This is a genomic window from Klebsiella sp. CN_Kp066 (genome assembly GCF_040065135.1).
GTDB classification, from domain to species: Bacteria; Pseudomonadota; Gammaproteobacteria; order Enterobacterales; family Enterobacteriaceae; genus Klebsiella; species Klebsiella oxytoca.
Genome location: NZ_JBEAIU010000055.1, coordinates 25629 through 42250 on the forward strand (window position 1 = coordinate 25629; position 16622 = coordinate 42250).

The 16622-nt window shown below is 52.5% G+C and carries 13 protein-coding genes; 11 read left to right on the top strand and 2 right to left on the bottom strand.

The features are described 5' to 3' along the window. Positions 1 to 420 carry a F0F1 ATP synthase subunit epsilon gene (locus ABLV75_RS22190; RefSeq protein ID WP_004107274.1) on the top strand — a complete coding sequence of 140 codons (420 nt, stop codon included), beginning with the start codon at positions 1 to 3 and terminating at the stop codon, positions 418 to 420. A 415-nt stretch (positions 421 to 835) separates the two neighbouring features. On the opposite strand, the gene ABLV75_RS22195 is transcribed toward ABLV75_RS22190, so the two are convergent. Beyond that, positions 836 to 3007: a right-handed parallel beta-helix repeat-containing protein gene (locus ABLV75_RS22195; protein ID WP_348855165.1), complete on the bottom strand. Its 2172-nt coding sequence runs from the start codon at positions 3005 to 3007 to the stop codon at positions 836 to 838. A gap of 345 nt (positions 3008 to 3352) precedes the next feature. Here ABLV75_RS22195 and glmU point away from each other — a divergent pair, with 345 nt between their 5' ends. The 10 genes from glmU (at position 3353) to ABLV75_RS22245 (ending at position 15833) form a co-directional block, all read left to right on the top strand. Then, positions 3353 to 4723, top strand: coding sequence for a bifunctional UDP-N-acetylglucosamine diphosphorylase/glucosamine-1-phosphate N-acetyltransferase GlmU (glmU, locus tag ABLV75_RS22200; protein ID WP_004107268.1), 1371 nt, complete (start codon positions 3353 to 3355; stop codon positions 4721 to 4723). 180 nt (positions 4724 to 4903) lie between these two features. Then, positions 4904 to 6733, top strand: coding sequence for a glutamine--fructose-6-phosphate transaminase (isomerizing) (gene glmS, locus ABLV75_RS22205; RefSeq protein ID WP_004107265.1), 1830 nt, complete (start codon positions 4904 to 4906; stop codon positions 6731 to 6733). A gap of 316 nt (positions 6734 to 7049) precedes the next feature. Then, positions 7050 to 8090: a phosphate ABC transporter substrate-binding protein PstS gene (pstS, locus tag ABLV75_RS22210; RefSeq protein ID WP_004107263.1), complete on the top strand. Its 1041-nt coding sequence runs from the start codon at positions 7050 to 7052 to the stop codon at positions 8088 to 8090. Between the two features lie 191 nt (positions 8091 to 8281). After that, a complete protein-coding gene (gene pstC, locus ABLV75_RS22215) occupies positions 8282 to 9241 on the top strand; it encodes a phosphate ABC transporter permease PstC (RefSeq protein ID WP_004107261.1) in 960 nt (319 codons plus the stop codon). After that, entirely contained in the window at positions 9241 to 10131 is an 891-nt protein-coding gene (gene pstA, locus ABLV75_RS22220; protein WP_004107257.1) for a phosphate ABC transporter permease PstA, read from the top strand. Before pstC ends, pstA begins: the two co-directional genes overlap by 1 nt. Before the next feature lie 47 nt (positions 10132 to 10178). Continuing rightward, entirely contained in the window at positions 10179 to 10952 is a 774-nt protein-coding gene (gene pstB / locus ABLV75_RS22225; RefSeq protein ID WP_004107254.1) for a phosphate ABC transporter ATP-binding protein PstB, read from the top strand. A 49-nt stretch (positions 10953 to 11001) separates the two neighbouring features. Continuing rightward, positions 11002 to 11727 carry a phosphate signaling complex protein PhoU gene (gene phoU, locus ABLV75_RS22230; protein WP_004107251.1) on the top strand — a complete coding sequence of 242 codons (726 nt, stop codon included), beginning with the start codon at positions 11002 to 11004 and terminating at the stop codon, positions 11725 to 11727. A gap of 475 nt (positions 11728 to 12202) precedes the next feature. Continuing rightward, complete coding sequence (locus ABLV75_RS22235; RefSeq protein WP_004107248.1) at positions 12203 to 13849, top strand: carbohydrate porin; 1647 nt, start codon at positions 12203 to 12205, stop codon at positions 13847 to 13849. Between the two features lie 34 nt (positions 13850 to 13883). Then, the gene (locus tag ABLV75_RS22240) at positions 13884 to 15056 is read left to right on the top strand and encodes an alpha/beta hydrolase-fold protein (protein WP_029496762.1); all 1173 of its coding nucleotides are present in this window, start codon (positions 13884 to 13886) and stop codon (positions 15054 to 15056) included. Between the two features lie 54 nt (positions 15057 to 15110). After that, positions 15111 to 15833 carry a glucosamine-6-phosphate deaminase gene (locus tag ABLV75_RS22245; RefSeq protein WP_004107241.1) on the top strand — a complete coding sequence of 241 codons (723 nt, stop codon included), beginning with the start codon at positions 15111 to 15113 and terminating at the stop codon, positions 15831 to 15833. 55 nt (positions 15834 to 15888) lie between these two features. Here ABLV75_RS22245 and yieH read toward each other — a convergent pair whose 3' ends face one another. Continuing rightward, positions 15889 to 16554 carry a 6-phosphogluconate phosphatase gene (yieH, locus tag ABLV75_RS22250; protein ID WP_004107237.1) on the bottom strand — a complete coding sequence of 222 codons (666 nt, stop codon included), beginning with the start codon at positions 16552 to 16554 and terminating at the stop codon, positions 15889 to 15891. Positions 16555 to 16622: the final 68 nt, after the last annotated feature.

Genomic DNA, 16622 nt, shown 5'->3' on the forward strand with positions numbered 1-16622 from the left:
ATGGCAATGACTTACCACCTGGACGTCGTCAGCGCAGAGAAACAAATGTTCTCTGGTCTGGTCGAGAAAATCCAGGTAACGGGTAGCGAAGGTGAACTGGGTATTTACCCGGGGCACGCGCCGCTGCTCACCGCCATTAAGCCTGGTATGATTCGCATCGTTAAGCAGCACGGTCACGAAGAATTTATCTACCTGTCAGGCGGCATTCTTGAAGTGCAGCCGGGTAGCACGACCGTTCTGGCTGATACGGCAATTCGTGGCCAGGATCTCGACGAAGCGCGAGCCCTGGAAGCGAAACGTAAGGCTGAAGAGCACATTAAGAGCTCTCATGGTGACGTGGATTACGCTCAGGCGTCCGCGGAACTGGCCAAAGCGATCGCTAAACTGCGCGTTATCGAGTTGACCAAAAAAGCGATGTAACACCGGCTTGAAAGTTAAAAAGCCAGTCTGGTTTCCAGGCTGGCTTTTTTTATGGCTTCGTTTCAGAAATAACAAAACTAAAAAGATGGTTTAAAAAATTTGTGATGAACATCTCATTTTTGTTGATCGTTTGGAGAATGCAGCGTAGACTTTGTTTTGTGATGTAAGTCACAAAAAATGCATCATAAAACGTAATCACTATCCAGGAAGAGATCATGAAACTGCTTAATAAAATCGTCGCTTTCTTCAGTGCTATGAACGTAACCTTCGGTACGTTCAACCACTAAGAAGTCAACTTTCCAGGCTGTTTTTGCGCTGTACCGCTAACTAAAACGACAACACATGCGGTGTGAAACAGACAGAAAGTGAAAAGGTCGCCCCAGGGCGACCTTTATGTTTTTCACGTATAGCGGGGTTAATTACGGCTGAGGAAGTTACCGGTATTGAAGCTGCCGTCAGCCTCACGTATTAGCGGGTCAGGCAGCGCCAGAGTCTGGTAATCGGCGCTGTTAATGCTTTTTCCTTGAGCGTTGATGCTTTTACCACCGTGGATAAAGTAGTTGCTATCGTCGATATTCCCGACAACGGCATCGTCATATTTCCCCGGCTGGCTACGTAAGGAAAGGTTCTCGCTGAACGTGCCCTGGGTTTCCGGCGCGCCGTATGGGCTTGGGCGGAACAGGTAGTTAAAGCGCTGGTTATCCACCGCGACGTTGTTGACCACTACCAGCTTGCCGGGATTGAAGTTGTCGGTGAAACCGTCGAGATGGTTCCCGATGGCGATGCTGTTACGTACCTCATGAGCAACCGGCTGCCCTTCCCCGCCGAGCTTAAAACCGTTGCTGGTATTATTGCGGGCAATAGAGTTCTCGATCACCACAACGCCGTTTGCACCGTCCTCAATCTTATTAAACAGATCGAAACCGTCGTCGATGTTATCGTGCGAGTAACAGCCTTCCAGCCGGTTCCCCTCTCCTACGCGCATTTTTACAGCGAAGCCATCGGCGTTTATTTTTCCTGGATCTTCGTTGCTAAAGGATTCTGAATTCACCACCCGGTTATAGCTGGCCCACAGCGGGCGTCCTACATCCGCCGGTGAGGAAATTTGAATGCCGGTATCATCGTTACGATAAGCGGTGACGTTCTCAATCAGGTTATGGCTACCCTGTATGCGCAGGCTCTTATCCGTAATATCTACTCCAACGATATGCCAGTAGCTGGCATCCAGCAGTAGCCCGTGTATTACCGCTTTACCGGCGGCTTTCAGGGTCTTGGTTTTGTCTTTCAGGCCGCTGGCGCTCAGAGGGATGACGGTTTGCGGGTAGTCTCCGGCGGCTAATATAATTTCCCCGCCAGCGGGTACGAGCTCGACGGCGGAGGCTAAATCCAACGGCGACTCTGCCGTGCCTTTGGCCTGCGCTTGCCCCTCAGGTGCAGCATAGAGCGTATTGCCTGTGATATTGGCACTCTGTTCCACCGTCAGCGTCTGGGTCAGCGTTTTTGCGCTGGTGGTCGGCGTAAAGGTAACTTCGAACGTGCTTTTATCTTTCAGAACGGCAGGCTGGGTAAACATCTCACCGGCTTTCACGGCTTTATCCTGCCCGATCACCACTTCATCCTGGCGAACGGTGATGCGCCCGTCACTATTGGTACGCGCCTGTAGGATGTACTTTTTGTCCTGGCTTTTTGTTCCCGAGGCAATTTGCATGACCGGCGGCCAGCTTTTAGCGATGTACGGCGCAGAGGGAACAGTATTTGCCGCTGACGTGGTGAGCGAGGCGTTGCTGACGGTGATTTTAGCGTTACGAGAAGCAAAAAAACCGACGTAGTAATGTTCTTTATCCTGTTGAGCAATCAGATCGGCGTGAGGAACCTGCTGGCTTACCCATTTTTCACTGCCCGTAGCTGCCCAGGAAGTAATAAACCCGTCGTTGGTGCGTTCCAGCCTGAGCTGGAACGTCGGCGTTTGCTGTATATCGATTTTTTCTTTATAACTCTGACGCTTTATTGATGCCCCCGCATTGCCCCACGGTTGGGTTATCCCTTCCCGGCTGATAGCCTGCAGCTTAATATGCGAGTGATCTTTTTTATCCTGCGTCATAATGGCGTTCATCACCATATTGGACACCGCCGGGAACTCTTCATAACCGACCTTCAGCGGCTGTTGACGCGGAACTCCTATTACATCGCGCACCAGCAGTCCTGCCCCTTCCTGTGCTGCCGGGCGAGCGCCATTTTCCGGGCCAAACTGATTGACGGTCACCGTTGCCTGCAGGATAAAATTCTGGCTGGTCGGAAGTTGGGTATAAAAGAAGGTCAGTCCGTCGTGGGAGTTGGCAATTTTACCTCCCCGGCTTTCAATAGTAATGGGTTGGCTGAGATCGGCGACGTCCTGCGGCGTCAGTTTTTTACCGGCGATAGTGACATCATTGACGCCAATCTTTTCAGGCAGAACATTCGAGGAAAAATTGCTGTCCGTGGATTGCCCGAAGGCGATAGCGCGCCACTGAGGGCCTTCGTTGGCCTGCAGCGGTAGCGCGATCATCGTACTGCAAAGGGTTAATGCCAAAGGTATTTTGTTATTCATTCTTTTCTCCTGGGTAATTATTAATCGGCATTATCAGGAAAATGAAATGGCGTTTCTATTTATCACGTCACAATTAATGAATATTAAAACTGCGTTTTATTTTATGGGTTTTCTTTATTTACCCGCCAAAAAAACAGCAAAAGCAGAGGGATAGCCTGGCCACCCCCTCATAAAAATGATTTTTTTGCGCGAAACGGGTTTGCGCTGACTAAAAATAGCCCCCTAAAATGATGTATTGCGTGAAGCCTGCGCGTTTTATCTCCGTCTCGTTTCATGATGAAAAATATGTAGATATTTCAACGTGAAAGGCTTTTACTTTTCGTTCTAACAGCAGTCAGGATGCGTATGTCAAACAGTCCGATGAGCGTGGTGATTCTTGCCGCAGGCAAGGGTACCCGCATGTATTCCGATCTTCCCAAGGTGCTGCATTCGCTGGCCGGCAAGCCAATGGTTCAGCATGTCATTGATACGGCTAAAGAATTAGGTGCTTCCGCTGTCCATTTGGTCTACGGGCACGGCGGCGATCTCCTTCGCCAGACGCTGCACGAAGATAAGCTAAATTGGATCTTACAGGCTGAACAGCTGGGTACCGGCCACGCCATGCAGCAGGCGGCGCCGTTCTTCAAAGATGATGAAGATATCCTCATGCTGTACGGCGATGTACCGTTGATTTCCGTCGAAACATTAAAGCGCCTGCGAGAAGCGAAACCGCAGGGCGGCATCGGTTTGCTGACGGTGAAGCTGGACGATCCGACCGGCTATGGCCGCATTACGCGCCATAACGGTGCGGTAACCGGCATTGTTGAGCATAAAGACGCCAGCGAAGAGCAGCGTCGGATTCAGGAAATTAATACCGGAATTCTGGTCGCCAACGGGGCGGATCTCAAACGCTGGCTGGCTAAGCTGACCAATAACAACGTGCAGGGCGAATATTACATTACCGATATTATCGCCATGGCCTATGCCGAAGGTCGCGAAATCGCGGCAGTCCATCCTCAGCGCCTAAGCGAAGTGGAAGGCGTGAATAACCGGCTGCAGCTATCCCGCCTGGAACGCGTCTGGCAGTCTGAAAAGGCGGAAGAACTTCTGCTCGCAGGCGTAATGCTTCGCGATCCGGCGCGTTTTGACCTGCGCGGCGTGCTGAAACACGGGCGCGATGTCGAAATAGATACTAACGTTATTCTCGAGGGGCATGTTGTTCTGGGCAATCGGGTGAAGATCGGCTCCGGCTGCGTGATCAAGAACAGTACCATTGGCGATGACTGCGAGATCAGTCCTTATACCGTAGTGGAAGATGCTCATCTTGAGGCCGCCTGTACTATCGGGCCATTCGCACGGCTGCGCCCTGGCGCGGAGCTCCTGGAAGGCGCGCACGTCGGCAACTTTGTCGAAATTAAAAAGGCGCGTCTGGGGAGAGGCACGAAAGCCGGGCATCTTTCCTACCTCGGAGACGCTGAGATTGGCGATAACGTCAATATCGGCGCCGGCACCATCACCTGTAACTATGATGGCGCAAATAAACATAAAACGGTGATCGGCGATGACGTGTTTGTTGGTTCGGACAGCCAGCTGGTCGCTCCCGTGACCATCGGCAAGGGAGTCACCATTGCTGCAGGAACGACGGTAACGCGCAACGTTGCCGACGATGAGTTAGTTTTAAGCCGCGTGCCGCAGGTTCATAAACAGGGCTGGCAGCGCCCGGTGAAGAAGAAGTAACGCTTTTCTCTTTCGCCCTTTTGGGGGAAAGAGCGGGGTGAGGGGATAAAATAATCCTCCCCCCACGGCAGTGCCCATAAAAATAACCCCACTCTCTACAAGGCTCGGGGCGCCCGGAAAAACGGGTAAACAGGTTGACCGACAACGTATGGCATACAGCCAAAATCGGAATGAAAAACTATGTGTGGAATTGTTGGCGCAGTCGCGCAGCGTGATATTGCTGAAATCCTTCTCGAAGGTTTACGTCGTCTGGAATACCGCGGTTATGACTCCGCCGGTCTGGCAGTCGTCGATAACGAAGGTCATATGAACCGCGTTCGTCGCCTTGGGAAAGTCCAGATGCTGGCCCAGGCGTTGGAGGAACATCCGTTGCACGGTGGGACGGGAATTGCCCATACCCGCTGGGCGACGCACGGCGAACCCTCTGAAGGCAACGCGCATCCGCATGTTTCTGACCATATTGTGGTCGTGCATAACGGAATTATCGAGAACCATGAGCCGCTGCGCGAGCTGTTGCAGTCGCGGGGCTACGTTTTCGCCTCCGAGACTGACACCGAAGTTATTGCGCATCTGGTTCACTGGGAGCTGGAACAAGGCGGCACCCTGCGTGATGCTGTTCTGCGGACTATCCCGCAGCTTCGCGGCGCTTACGGTACCGTGATTATGGATTCCCGCGATCCGGGTACGCTGCTGGCCGCTCGTTCGGGCAGCCCGCTGGTTATTGGCCTGGGGATGGGAGAAAACTTCATTGCCTCCGATCAGCTGGCGCTCCTGCCGGTTACCCGCCGCTTTATCTTCCTCGAAGAGGGGGATATTGCGGAAGTCACCCGTCGTTCGGTCACTATCTTTGATAAATCCGGCGCCGAAGTGCTGCGCCCGGATATTGAATCCAGTCTGCAGTACGATGCAGGCGATAAAGGTATCTATCGCCACTATATGCAGAAAGAGATCTACGAGCAGCCGAACGCGATCAAAAATACCCTCTCCGGGCGCATTAGCCACGGTGAAGTTGATTTAAGCGAACTGGGCCCGCAGGCTAACGAGCTGCTGTCTCAGGTCGAGCATATTCAGATCATCGCCTGCGGTACCTCCTACAACTCAGGAATGGTTTCCCGTTACTGGTTTGAATCGCTGGCCGGTGTGCCGTGTGATGTCGAAATCGCTTCTGAGTTCCGCTATCGTAAATCGGCCGTGCGTCGCAACAGCCTGATGATCACCCTCTCGCAGTCCGGCGAAACGGCGGACACCCTCGCAGGTCTGCGCCTGTCGAAAGAGCTGGGCTATCTGGGCTCGCTGGCGATTTGTAACGTGCCGGGTTCATCACTGGTGCGGGAGTCCGATCTGGCGATGATGACCAATGCCGGGACGGAAATCGGCGTCGCTTCGACTAAAGCCTTCACTACGCAATTGACCGTTCTGCTGATGCTGGTGGCGAAACTGGCGCGTCTTAAGGGCCAGGATGCCGCGATTGAACACGATATCGTGCATGGCCTGCAGGCGCTGCCGAACCGCATTGAGCAGGTGCTCTCGCAGGACAAGCGCATTGAGGCGCTGGCTGAGAATTTCTCTGATAAACATCACGCGCTGTTCCTCGGACGTGGCGATCAGTACCCCATTGCCCTTGAAGGGGCGCTGAAGCTGAAAGAGATCTCCTATATTCACGCGGAAGCCTATGCCGCTGGCGAGCTGAAGCACGGTCCGCTGGCGCTGATTGATGCAGAAATGCCGGTGGTTGTGGTCGCGCCGAACAACGAACTGCTGGAAAAGCTGAAATCTAACATTGAAGAGGTTCGCGCCCGCGGCGGCCAGCTGTACGTCTTTGCTGACGGCGATGCGGGTTTCACCAGCAGCGATAATATGCACATCATTGAGATGCCGCACGTTGAAGAGGTGATCGCGCCAATCTTCTATACTGTACCGCTGCAGCTGCTGGCTTATCACGTCGCGCTGATCAAAGGAACTGACGTCGATCAGCCGCGTAACCTGGCGAAATCGGTGACCGTGGAATAACGGTTTTTACATCGTGACAGGGCTGCCATCCGGCAGCCCTTTTTATTTGCGGCGAACGGCGAGATCCCACCCGCTTTATGACAGTCTGTCATTTTTGCGACGCTTTTTTGCCGTCATAAAAATAAAATTTTTCGGCAATATTTTCCTCATTATCTTTATTAACAATATGATTTGTATTGTTTTTATTTATCGTAAAATCCCGCCTTTTGGCTTGTCATAAAACTGTAATAATTCGTACATTTTACTGTCACCTGTTTGTCCTATTTTGCTCACCATAGCTTCGAAACAATGGTTTACGAATCCAGCAGGAGACATTATGAACGTTATGCGTACCACCGTCGCAACAGTTGTCGCCGCGACCTTATCGATGAGTGCTTTCTCTGTTTTTGCAGCAGCAAGCCTGACTGGCGCTGGCGCAACTTTCCCCGCGCCGGTGTATGCCAAATGGGCAGATACCTATAACAAGGAAACGGGTAATAAAATCAATTACCAGGGTATCGGCTCCTCTGGCGGCGTAAAACAAATTACGGCCAACACCGTAGATTTCGGTGCCTCTGATGCCCCTCTGGCTGACGACAAACTGGCTCAGGAAGGTCTGTTCCAGTTCCCGACCGTGATCGGCGGCGTGGTGCTGGCGATCAACCTGCCTGGCGTGAAATCAGGCGAGCTGGTGCTTGACGGTAAAACGCTGGGTGATATCTACCTGGGCAAAATCAAAAAATGGGATGACGAAGCGATTGCTAAGCTCAACCCAGGTATGAAGCTGCCTTCTCAGAACATCGCGGTTGTTCGCCGTGCGGATGGCTCCGGCACCTCCTTCGTTTTCACCAGCTACCTGGCGAAGGTGAACGAAGAGTGGAAATCTAAAGTCGGCGCGGGTTCAACCGTTAACTGGCCGACCGGGCTGGGCGGTAAAGGCAACGACGGCATCGCCGCGTTCGTTCAGCGTCTGCCGGGCTCAATCGGCTACGTAGAATATGCCTACGCGAAACAGAACAACCTTGCTTATACCAAACTGCTGTCTGCCGATGGCAAGCCGGTGAGCCCGACGGAAGACAACTTCGCTAACGCGGCGAAAGAAATCGACTGGAGCAAATCCTTTGCACAGGATCTGACTAACCAGAAAGGCGACAATGCCTGGCCGATCACTTCTACCACCTTCATCCTGGTTCACAAGGCTTCCAACAAGCCAGAGCAAACCGCTGAAGTGCTGAAGTTCTTCGACTGGGCGTATAAGAACGGCGGTAAAGAAGCTAATGCGCTGGATTATGCCACCCTGCCGGATAGCGTGGTTGAGCAAGTTCGCGCAGCATGGAAGACCAACGTAAAGGACAGCAGCGGTAAAGCGCTGTACTAATACCCGTCTTACGTCGAGTTACAGGGACGATGGCAGCGCTTGTTCATCCCGGGAGCATAGATACGCTATGTGACCAGGGTGAACAAGCTTGCTACCTGCCTGCAGCTCGAATTATTTAGGGTATGGCATTACCTTTGCCAGAAAGATCAGTAAACTACGATTTTTTCTGGCCCGAAACTGAAGAGTAACGTATGGCTGCAACCAAGCCGGCATTTAACCCTCCGGGGAAAAAGGGTGACATAATTTTCAGCGTGCTGGTAAAACTGGCGGCGCTGATTGTGCTATTGATGCTTGGCGGCATCATCGTCTCCCTTATCATCTCGTCCTGGCCAAGCATTGAGAAATTTGGCTTTGCCTTTCTGTGGACCAAAGAGTGGGATGCGCCAAACCAGATTTTCGGCGCCCTGGTGCCCATTTACGGGACGCTGGTCACCTCATTTATCGCGCTGCTGATCGCCGTACCGGTGAGCTTCGGTATCGCGCTGTTCCTGACGGAACTTTCACCCGCCTGGCTGAAGCGCCCGCTGGGTATCGCTATTGAACTGCTGGCCGCCATCCCCAGTATCGTTTACGGCATGTGGGGTCTGTTTATTTTCGCTCCACTGTTTGCGACTTACTTTCAGGAGCCGGTTGGCAACGTTTTGTCGACCATTCCGTTCGTTGGCGCGCTCTTTGCGGGTCCGGCGTTTGGTATCGGCATTCTGGCGGCCGGCGTCATTCTGGCCATCATGATCATTCCTTACATCGCTGCCGTTATGCGTGACGTTTTTGAACAGACGCCGGTAATGATGAAAGAGTCCGCATACGGTATCGGTTGTACAACATGGGAAGTTATCTGGCGTATCGTTCTGCCCTTTACCAAAAACGGCGTGATTGGCGGGGTGATGCTCGGACTGGGGCGCGCGCTGGGGGAAACCATGGCGGTAACCTTTATTATCGGCAACACCTACCAGCTCGATAGCGCTTCGCTGTATATGCCAGGTAACAGCATCACCTCCGCGCTGGCGAATGAGTTTGCCGAAGCGGAAACCGGACTGCACGTTGCAGCCTTGATGGAACTGGGTCTGATTCTGTTCGTTATCACCTTTATTGTTCTGGCCGCATCAAAGTTTATGATCATGCGCCTGGCTAAGAACGAGGGGGCACGCTAATGGCGACGATTGAATTACAAACCACCGCAGAGCTGGCGGAATCCCGTCGCAAAATGCAGGCGAAACGCCGCATGAAAAACCGCCTCGCCCTGACGCTATCGATGGCGACCATGGCGTTTGGCCTGTTCTGGCTTATCTGGATCCTGATGTCCACCGTCACTCGCGGCATCGACGGCATGAGCCTGGCGCTGTTTACCGAAATGACGCCGCCGCCTAATACGGCGGGCGGCGGTCTGGCGAACGCCCTGGCAGGTAGCGGATTGTTGATCCTGTGGTCGACGGTTATCGGTACCCCTCTGGGCATTCTGGCGGGGATTTATCTGGCGGAATATGGCCGTAAATCCTGGCTGGCTGAAGTCATTCGTTTTATTAACGACATCCTGCTTTCCGCGCCGTCGATTGTGGTCGGTCTGTTTGTATACACCATCGTCGTTGCGCAAATGCAGCACTTTTCCGGCTGGGCGGGCGTGATTGCGCTGGCGCTGCTGCAGGTGCCTATCGTGATTCGTACTACTGAAAATATGCTGAAGCTGGTGCCGGATAGCCTGCGCGAAGCGGCCTATGCGCTCGGTACGCCAAAGTGGCGAATGATTTCTGCGATCACCCTGAAAGCATCGGTCTCCGGCATTATGACCGGTATCCTGCTGGCCATTGCCCGTATCGCCGGGGAAACGGCGCCGCTGCTGTTCACCGCGCTCTCCAACCAGTTCTGGAGCACCGACATGATGCAGCCGATCGCTAACCTGCCGGTAACGATTTTCAAATTTGCCATGAGTCCGTTTGCGGAGTGGCAGCAACTGGCATGGGCCGGGGTATTGATTATCACCCTGTGCGTATTGCTGCTGAACATTCTGGCGCGCGTTATTTTCGCGAAGAATAAACACGGTTAATTTTTGCGGCGCGGCGAAACGCGGCGCCGAACGAGGAAAAGAACGAGATGAGTATGGTGAATACGACCCCGGGTAAGCTTTCAGTTCGTAACCTGAACTTCTACTACGGAAAATTCCATGCCCTGAAAAACATCAACCTGGATATCACAAAAAACCAGGTGACGGCGTTTATCGGTCCGTCAGGCTGCGGTAAATCCACGCTGCTGCGTACGTTCAACAAAATGTTTGAGCTGTACCCGGAGCAGCGTGCAGAAGGTGAAATTCTGCTGGATGGCGATAATATTCTGACCAATACCCAGGATATCGCGCTGCTGCGTGCCAAAGTCGGCATGGTATTCCAGAAGCCGACGCCGTTCCCGATGTCTATCTATGACAATATCGCCTTTGGCGTGCGTCTGTTCGAGAAACTCTCCCGCGCGGATATGGACGAGCGAGTGCAGTGGGCTTTGACCAAAGCCGCATTATGGAATGAAACCAAAGATAAACTGCATCAGAGCGGATATTCTCTCTCCGGCGGTCAGCAGCAGCGTCTGTGTATCGCGCGCGGTATCGCTATTCGTCCGGAAGTGCTGCTGCTGGATGAGCCCTGTTCGGCGCTGGACCCGATCTCTACCGGGCGTATTGAAGAGCTGATCACCGAACTGAAACAGGATTACACCGTCGTTATCGTGACCCACAACATGCAGCAGGCCGCGCGTTGCTCCGACCATACGGCGTTTATGTATCTTGGCGAGCTGATTGAATTCAGCAACACGGACGATCTGTTTACCAAACCCGCTAAGAAGCAAACTGAAGATTATATTACTGGCCGCTACGGTTGATTGCCCTTCTGCTTTCAGGCTCTAACCTATTGGGCAATCAGGAGATACCATGGATAACCTAAATCTTAATAAACATATTTCCGGCCAGTTCAATGCCGAACTGGAGTACATCCGCACCCAGGTCATGACCATGGGTGGGCTGGTGGAGCAGCAGCTTTCTGATGCTATCACCGCGATGCATAACCAGGACAGCGAACTGGCAAAGCGCGTTATCGACGGCGATAAGCAGGTCAATATGATGGAAGTGGCGATCGATGAAGCCTGCGTGCGCATCATCGCCAAGCGTCAGCCGACCGCCAGCGACCTGCGCCTGGTGATGGCGATTATCAAAACCATCGCCGAACTGGAACGTATCGGTGACGTTGCGGATAAAATCTGCCGCACAGCGCTGGAAAAATTCTCCCAGCAGCACCAGCCGCTGCTGGTGAGTCTGGAATCGCTGGGGCGCCATACCGTGCAGATGCTGCACGATGTGCTGGATGCTTTTGCCCGTATGGACCTTGATGAAGCGGTGCGGATTTATCGTGAAGATAAGAAAGTCGACCAGGAATATGAAGGTATCGTGCGCCAGCTGATGACCTATATGATGGAAGATTCGCGCACTATTCCCAGCGTCCTGACCGCGCTGTTCTGCGCCCGCTCGATTGAGCGTATTGGCGACCGCTGCCAGAATATCTGCGAATATATTTTCTACTTCGTTAAAGGTCAGGATTTCCGTCACGTTGGCGGCGACGAACTGGATAAACTGCTGGCGGGAAAAGATCCTAAAGAGTAATGAATCACAGAGACTAATTCTGATATAAGGATATATCAGAATTAGTTATGATTAATGCAGTGGCTATTTTTTTATTCGCAAAAATTGATGCGATTTTCATCACAAATAATAATTTCGCCAATTGTGGTTTGATTTTTATAGCGTAACAATGTGGTTCATTAATCGGGTGACTTGTCGTTACAGGGCCCGAATAAATACGCTGGATTGTTACTGCGTAAGCAGGCAAAACCTGACATCACCGTTAACCGGGTGATGTCAGGTTTTTTTTTGCCAAATAATCCACCCGCAGTAAATGAATGGGATTGTTACCGCCGTGCGGGCAAAACCTGAAGAAAATCGCCTCTGTTTTATACAGGGAGTTTTCTTCAGGTTTTTTTATGCGATGCAAGGATGTCTGAGAATACACCATGCCTTCACGCAGGTTGTTATTTTTTCGCGATATTCAATTGCACTCATGTTTATATAAAGGGAACTTATGTTTAAAAAAAATCTGATTACATCTGCCATACTTATTATGGCGCCGCTCGCTTATTCGACGCATGCTCTGGCGGAATCGCTAACGGTCGAACAGCGCCTTGAGCTTCTGGAAAAGGCGCTTAAAGATACGCAGTCCGAACTTAAAAAATATAAAGATGAAGAGAAAGCCAGAAATCAAATCTGGATCGCCAATACGCAGTCCGGCACCAACACACAACGTGCTTCTACGCAGGTTGCCAGCGCTCCCGCACCGGCCGGCGGCGCAGAAAAACCAGCCGCGGTTCTGGTGAAAAACGAACAGCCCGCGGCGAATGGCGAGTCCATTTATAGCTCGATGACAATGAAGGATTTCAGCAAGTTTGTGAAGGATGAAATTGGCTTCAGCTATAACGGCTATTACCGTTCCGGCTGGGGGACCGCATCTCATGGTTCACCAAAGTCCTGGGCGATTGGCTCGCTCGGTCGCTTCGGTAATGAATACTCTGGCTGGTTTGATTTACAGCTTAAGCAGCGGGTCTATCAGGAAGACAATAAGCGGGTTGATGCCATTGTGATGCTTGACGGTAACGTCGGGCAGCAGTATTCCTCCGGCTGGTTTGGCGATAACGCTGGCGGCGAGAACTATATGCAGTTCTCTGATATGTACGTAAATACCAAAGGTTTCCTGCCATTCGCACCGGAGGCGGATTTCTGGGTGGGTAAGCACGGCGCGCCGAAAATTGAAATCCAGATGCTGGACTGGAAAACGCAGAGAACCGATGCCGCAGCAGGCATTGGTCTTGAAAACTGGAAAGTGGGCGCGGGTAAATTTGATATCGCGCTGGTGCGCGAGGACGTCGATGACTACAACCGCACGTTGACCAAAAGCCAGCAAATTAACACCAATACTATTGATATTCGTTATAAAGAGATCCCTCTTTGGGATAAAGCATCACTGATGGTCAGCGGTCGTTATGTCGCGGCCAATCAGAGCTCATCTGAGAAATATAATGAAGGTAATAATGGATATTATGAATGGAAAGATACCTGGATGGCGGGAACGTCGTTAACGCAGAAGTTTGATAACGGCGGATTTAACGAATTTTCCTTCCTGCTGGCAAATAACTCCATCGCCAGCAGCTTCTCGCGCTACGCGGGATCCAGCCCGTATACCACCTTTAACGGCAGATACTATGGCGATCACACCAACGGCACCGCCGTTCGTTTGACCTCTCAGGGAGAAACCTATTTGAGTGATGACATCATTCTGGCGAACGCCATCGTTTACTCTTTTGGTAATGATGTCTACAGCTACGAGACCGGCGCGCACTCTGATTTTGAGTCTATTCGCGCCGTCGTGCGCCCGGCCTGGATTTGGGATAAATATAACCAGACCGGCGTTGAGCTGGGCTATTTCAAGCAGCAGAACAAAGATATCACCGGCAAGAAATATAACGAATCCGGCTACAAAACCACCCTGTTCCATACCTTTAAAGTGAATACCAGTATGCTGACCTCCCGCCCGGAAATTCGTTTCTATGCGACTTATATTAAAGCGCAGGATATCGACCTGGATAAGGCAGCCAACAGCAATACTCGCAGCATTTTTGAAGACGGTAAGAACGACCAGTTTGCCGTAGGCGCCCAGGCTGAAATCTGGTGGTAAGGCTGGTTCCGGTCAGGACAAATTCTCAAGAGGAATATCGATGAAACGACATGCTATTTACTTCGCTCTGGCGCTGGCAGGCGCTGCGTTTACCACTCATGCCGCGCCATTCCCGGCCACCCCGAGCGCGGCGATCCCGGTCAGCCAGTATATTACCCAGGTTAACGGCGATAAGAGCATTACCTTCCGCCTGTTTGCCCCGGATGCAAAACGGGTATCCGTGGTAACGGGGGCAACGCCGGATACCTTCGTCTCCCATGATATGACCAAAGACGAGCAGGGGATCTGGACATGGAAAAGCGAAACGATGACCCCGAACCTTTACGAATATTATTTCGATGTCGACGGATTCCGTTCTGTCGATACCGGTAGCCGCTATCAAAAACCGCAGCGACAGGTGAATACCAGCCTGATTCTGGTTCCCGGCAGCATTCTTGACGATCGCGCGGTGGCTCACGGCGAGCTACGAACCCTGACCTATCACTCAAAGGCCCTGAATTCTGAGCGTCGCGCCTACGTGTGGACGCCGCCAGGCTATACCGGTAGCGGCGAGCCGCTGCCGGTGCTCTACTTCTATCACGGTTTTGGCGACAGCGGCCTGTCGGCTATCGATCAGGGACGTATCCCGCAAATCATGGATAACCTGCTGGCGGAAGGCAAAATCAAGCCCATGCTGGTAGTGGTGCCGGATACCGAAACCGATATTCCTGAAGCGGTTGCGGAAAACTTCCCGCCGCAGGAGCGGCGTAAAACCTTCTATCCGCTGAATGCGAAAGCGGCTGATAAAGAGCTGATGAACGATATTATTCCGCTGATTGATGAGCGCTTTAACGTGCGTAAAGACGCGGATGGCCGGGCGCTTGCCGGGCTGTCGCAGGGCGGTTATCAGGCGTTGGTCTCCGGAATGAACCATCTGGAGAGCTTCGGCTGGCTGGCAACCTTCAGCGGCGTAACGACAACGACGGTACCGGATGCCGGCGTTGAAGCACAGCTAAACCAGCCGCAGGCGATCAACAAGCAGCTGCGTAACTTTACCGTCGTCGTGGGTGAGAAAGACGTGGTCACCGGTAAAGATATCGCCGGCCTGAAAGCGGAGCTGGAGAAGCAGAAAATCAACTTTGATTACCATGAGTATCCGGGCCTCAACCATGAAATGGACGTCTGGCGCCCGGCCTACGCCGAGTTCGTTCAGAAGTTGTTCAAATAAAATTAAGGGGCCAGTTTGCTGGCTCCTTATCTTCAATACCTTGAGGGAGACAATATGAAATTAATCGTGACGGAAGATTATGCGGAGATGAGCCTGGTCGCCAGCCATCACGTTCTGGGCTATATCACCGCGCCGCGCAGGGTGAATCTGGCGGTGACGGCAGGCAGTACGCCGAAAAAAATGTATGAATATCTGACGGCCGCGATTAAAGGTAAACCGTTCTATTCTCAAGTCCATTATTACAACTTTGACGAGATCCCATTTCGTGGACAGGATCGTGAAGGCGTGACCATTTCCAATTTGCGCAATCTGTTTTTCACTCCCGCTCAGATCCCGGAAGAGAACATTCACAAGCTCAGCCATGAAAACTTTATGCATCACGACCAGCGATTACAGGAAGAAGGGGGCCTCGATCTGATGGTGATGGGCCTCGGCGCCGACGGCCATTTTTGCGGTAACTTGCCGAATACCACGCGCTTCCACGATGCGACGGTGGAAGTCCCTATCGTCGGAGATATGGTGGGGCTTGTCGCTCACGGCGAAATGGGCGGCGACTTCTCTGCGGTGCCGGATAGCTACGTCACGATGGGGCCGAAAAGCGTTATGGCGGCGAAAAACCTGCTGCTTATCGTCAGCGGCGCCGCAAAGGCGCGGGCGCTACAAGAGGTGATTGAAGGCGAAGTCAGCGAGCGGGTTCCGGCATCAGTGCTGAAACTGCATCCATCCCTGGTGATAGTGGCTGATAAAGCGGCGGCTGCGGAATTGAGACAACCGTAATCCACTTTCAGCGTAGCGCAGGCGGGACGCGTCCTGATAGCGCTACGCTCCGGGTTTATCGCGTTATATTCCAGCCGCGCGCTTGCCATAGTTCAGGTAGCTCTTCCAGGCGGGTAAAGGTCGTCACCTTCGGATGGTCGATCGGCTTATTATGCGGATCGGCGCAGAAGTAGAACACCTCCATTCCGGCGGCAATCCCTGACTGCGCGCCTGCGCTGGAATCATCAACCAGAATGCAGTTTTCGACGTTAACGTTCATCGCTTTTGCGGCATGCAGCATCAGGGCCGGATCGGGCTTCCAGCGCTGAATATCATAGCCGCTGTAAAGACGCTCGGGAAAATGGTGCAGCATTCCGGTTTTACCCAGAGAGTGCTGCATTTTGCTCACCGGACCGTTGGAGACCACGCACATCGGCACGCTGACCGCGTCCAGTAGCGCCTGGGCGCCAGAGATGACTTCCAGTTCGCTATCAAACAGGCGGGCGACTTCATCGCGGTACACCGGCTCAAGGGTCGCCTTATCCAGATTAACGCCGTACTCCGCGTTAATGGTGTCGATAATCTCGTACAGCTTTACGCCCTTGAAGCGCTTAAAAATCTCCTCTAAATCCAGCGTAATGCCGAATTCCCTGAACATGTGAACGTAGGCGCGGGAGCAGATCACCTCGCTGTCGACCAGCGTGCCGTCACAGTCGAAAAATACTGCTTCTGGTTGGGTCATGTCGTTTCCATTTTAATAAGTTAACGTTTTCGTCTTGCTGATTTGTGAGACGCAATCGTTGCCGTATA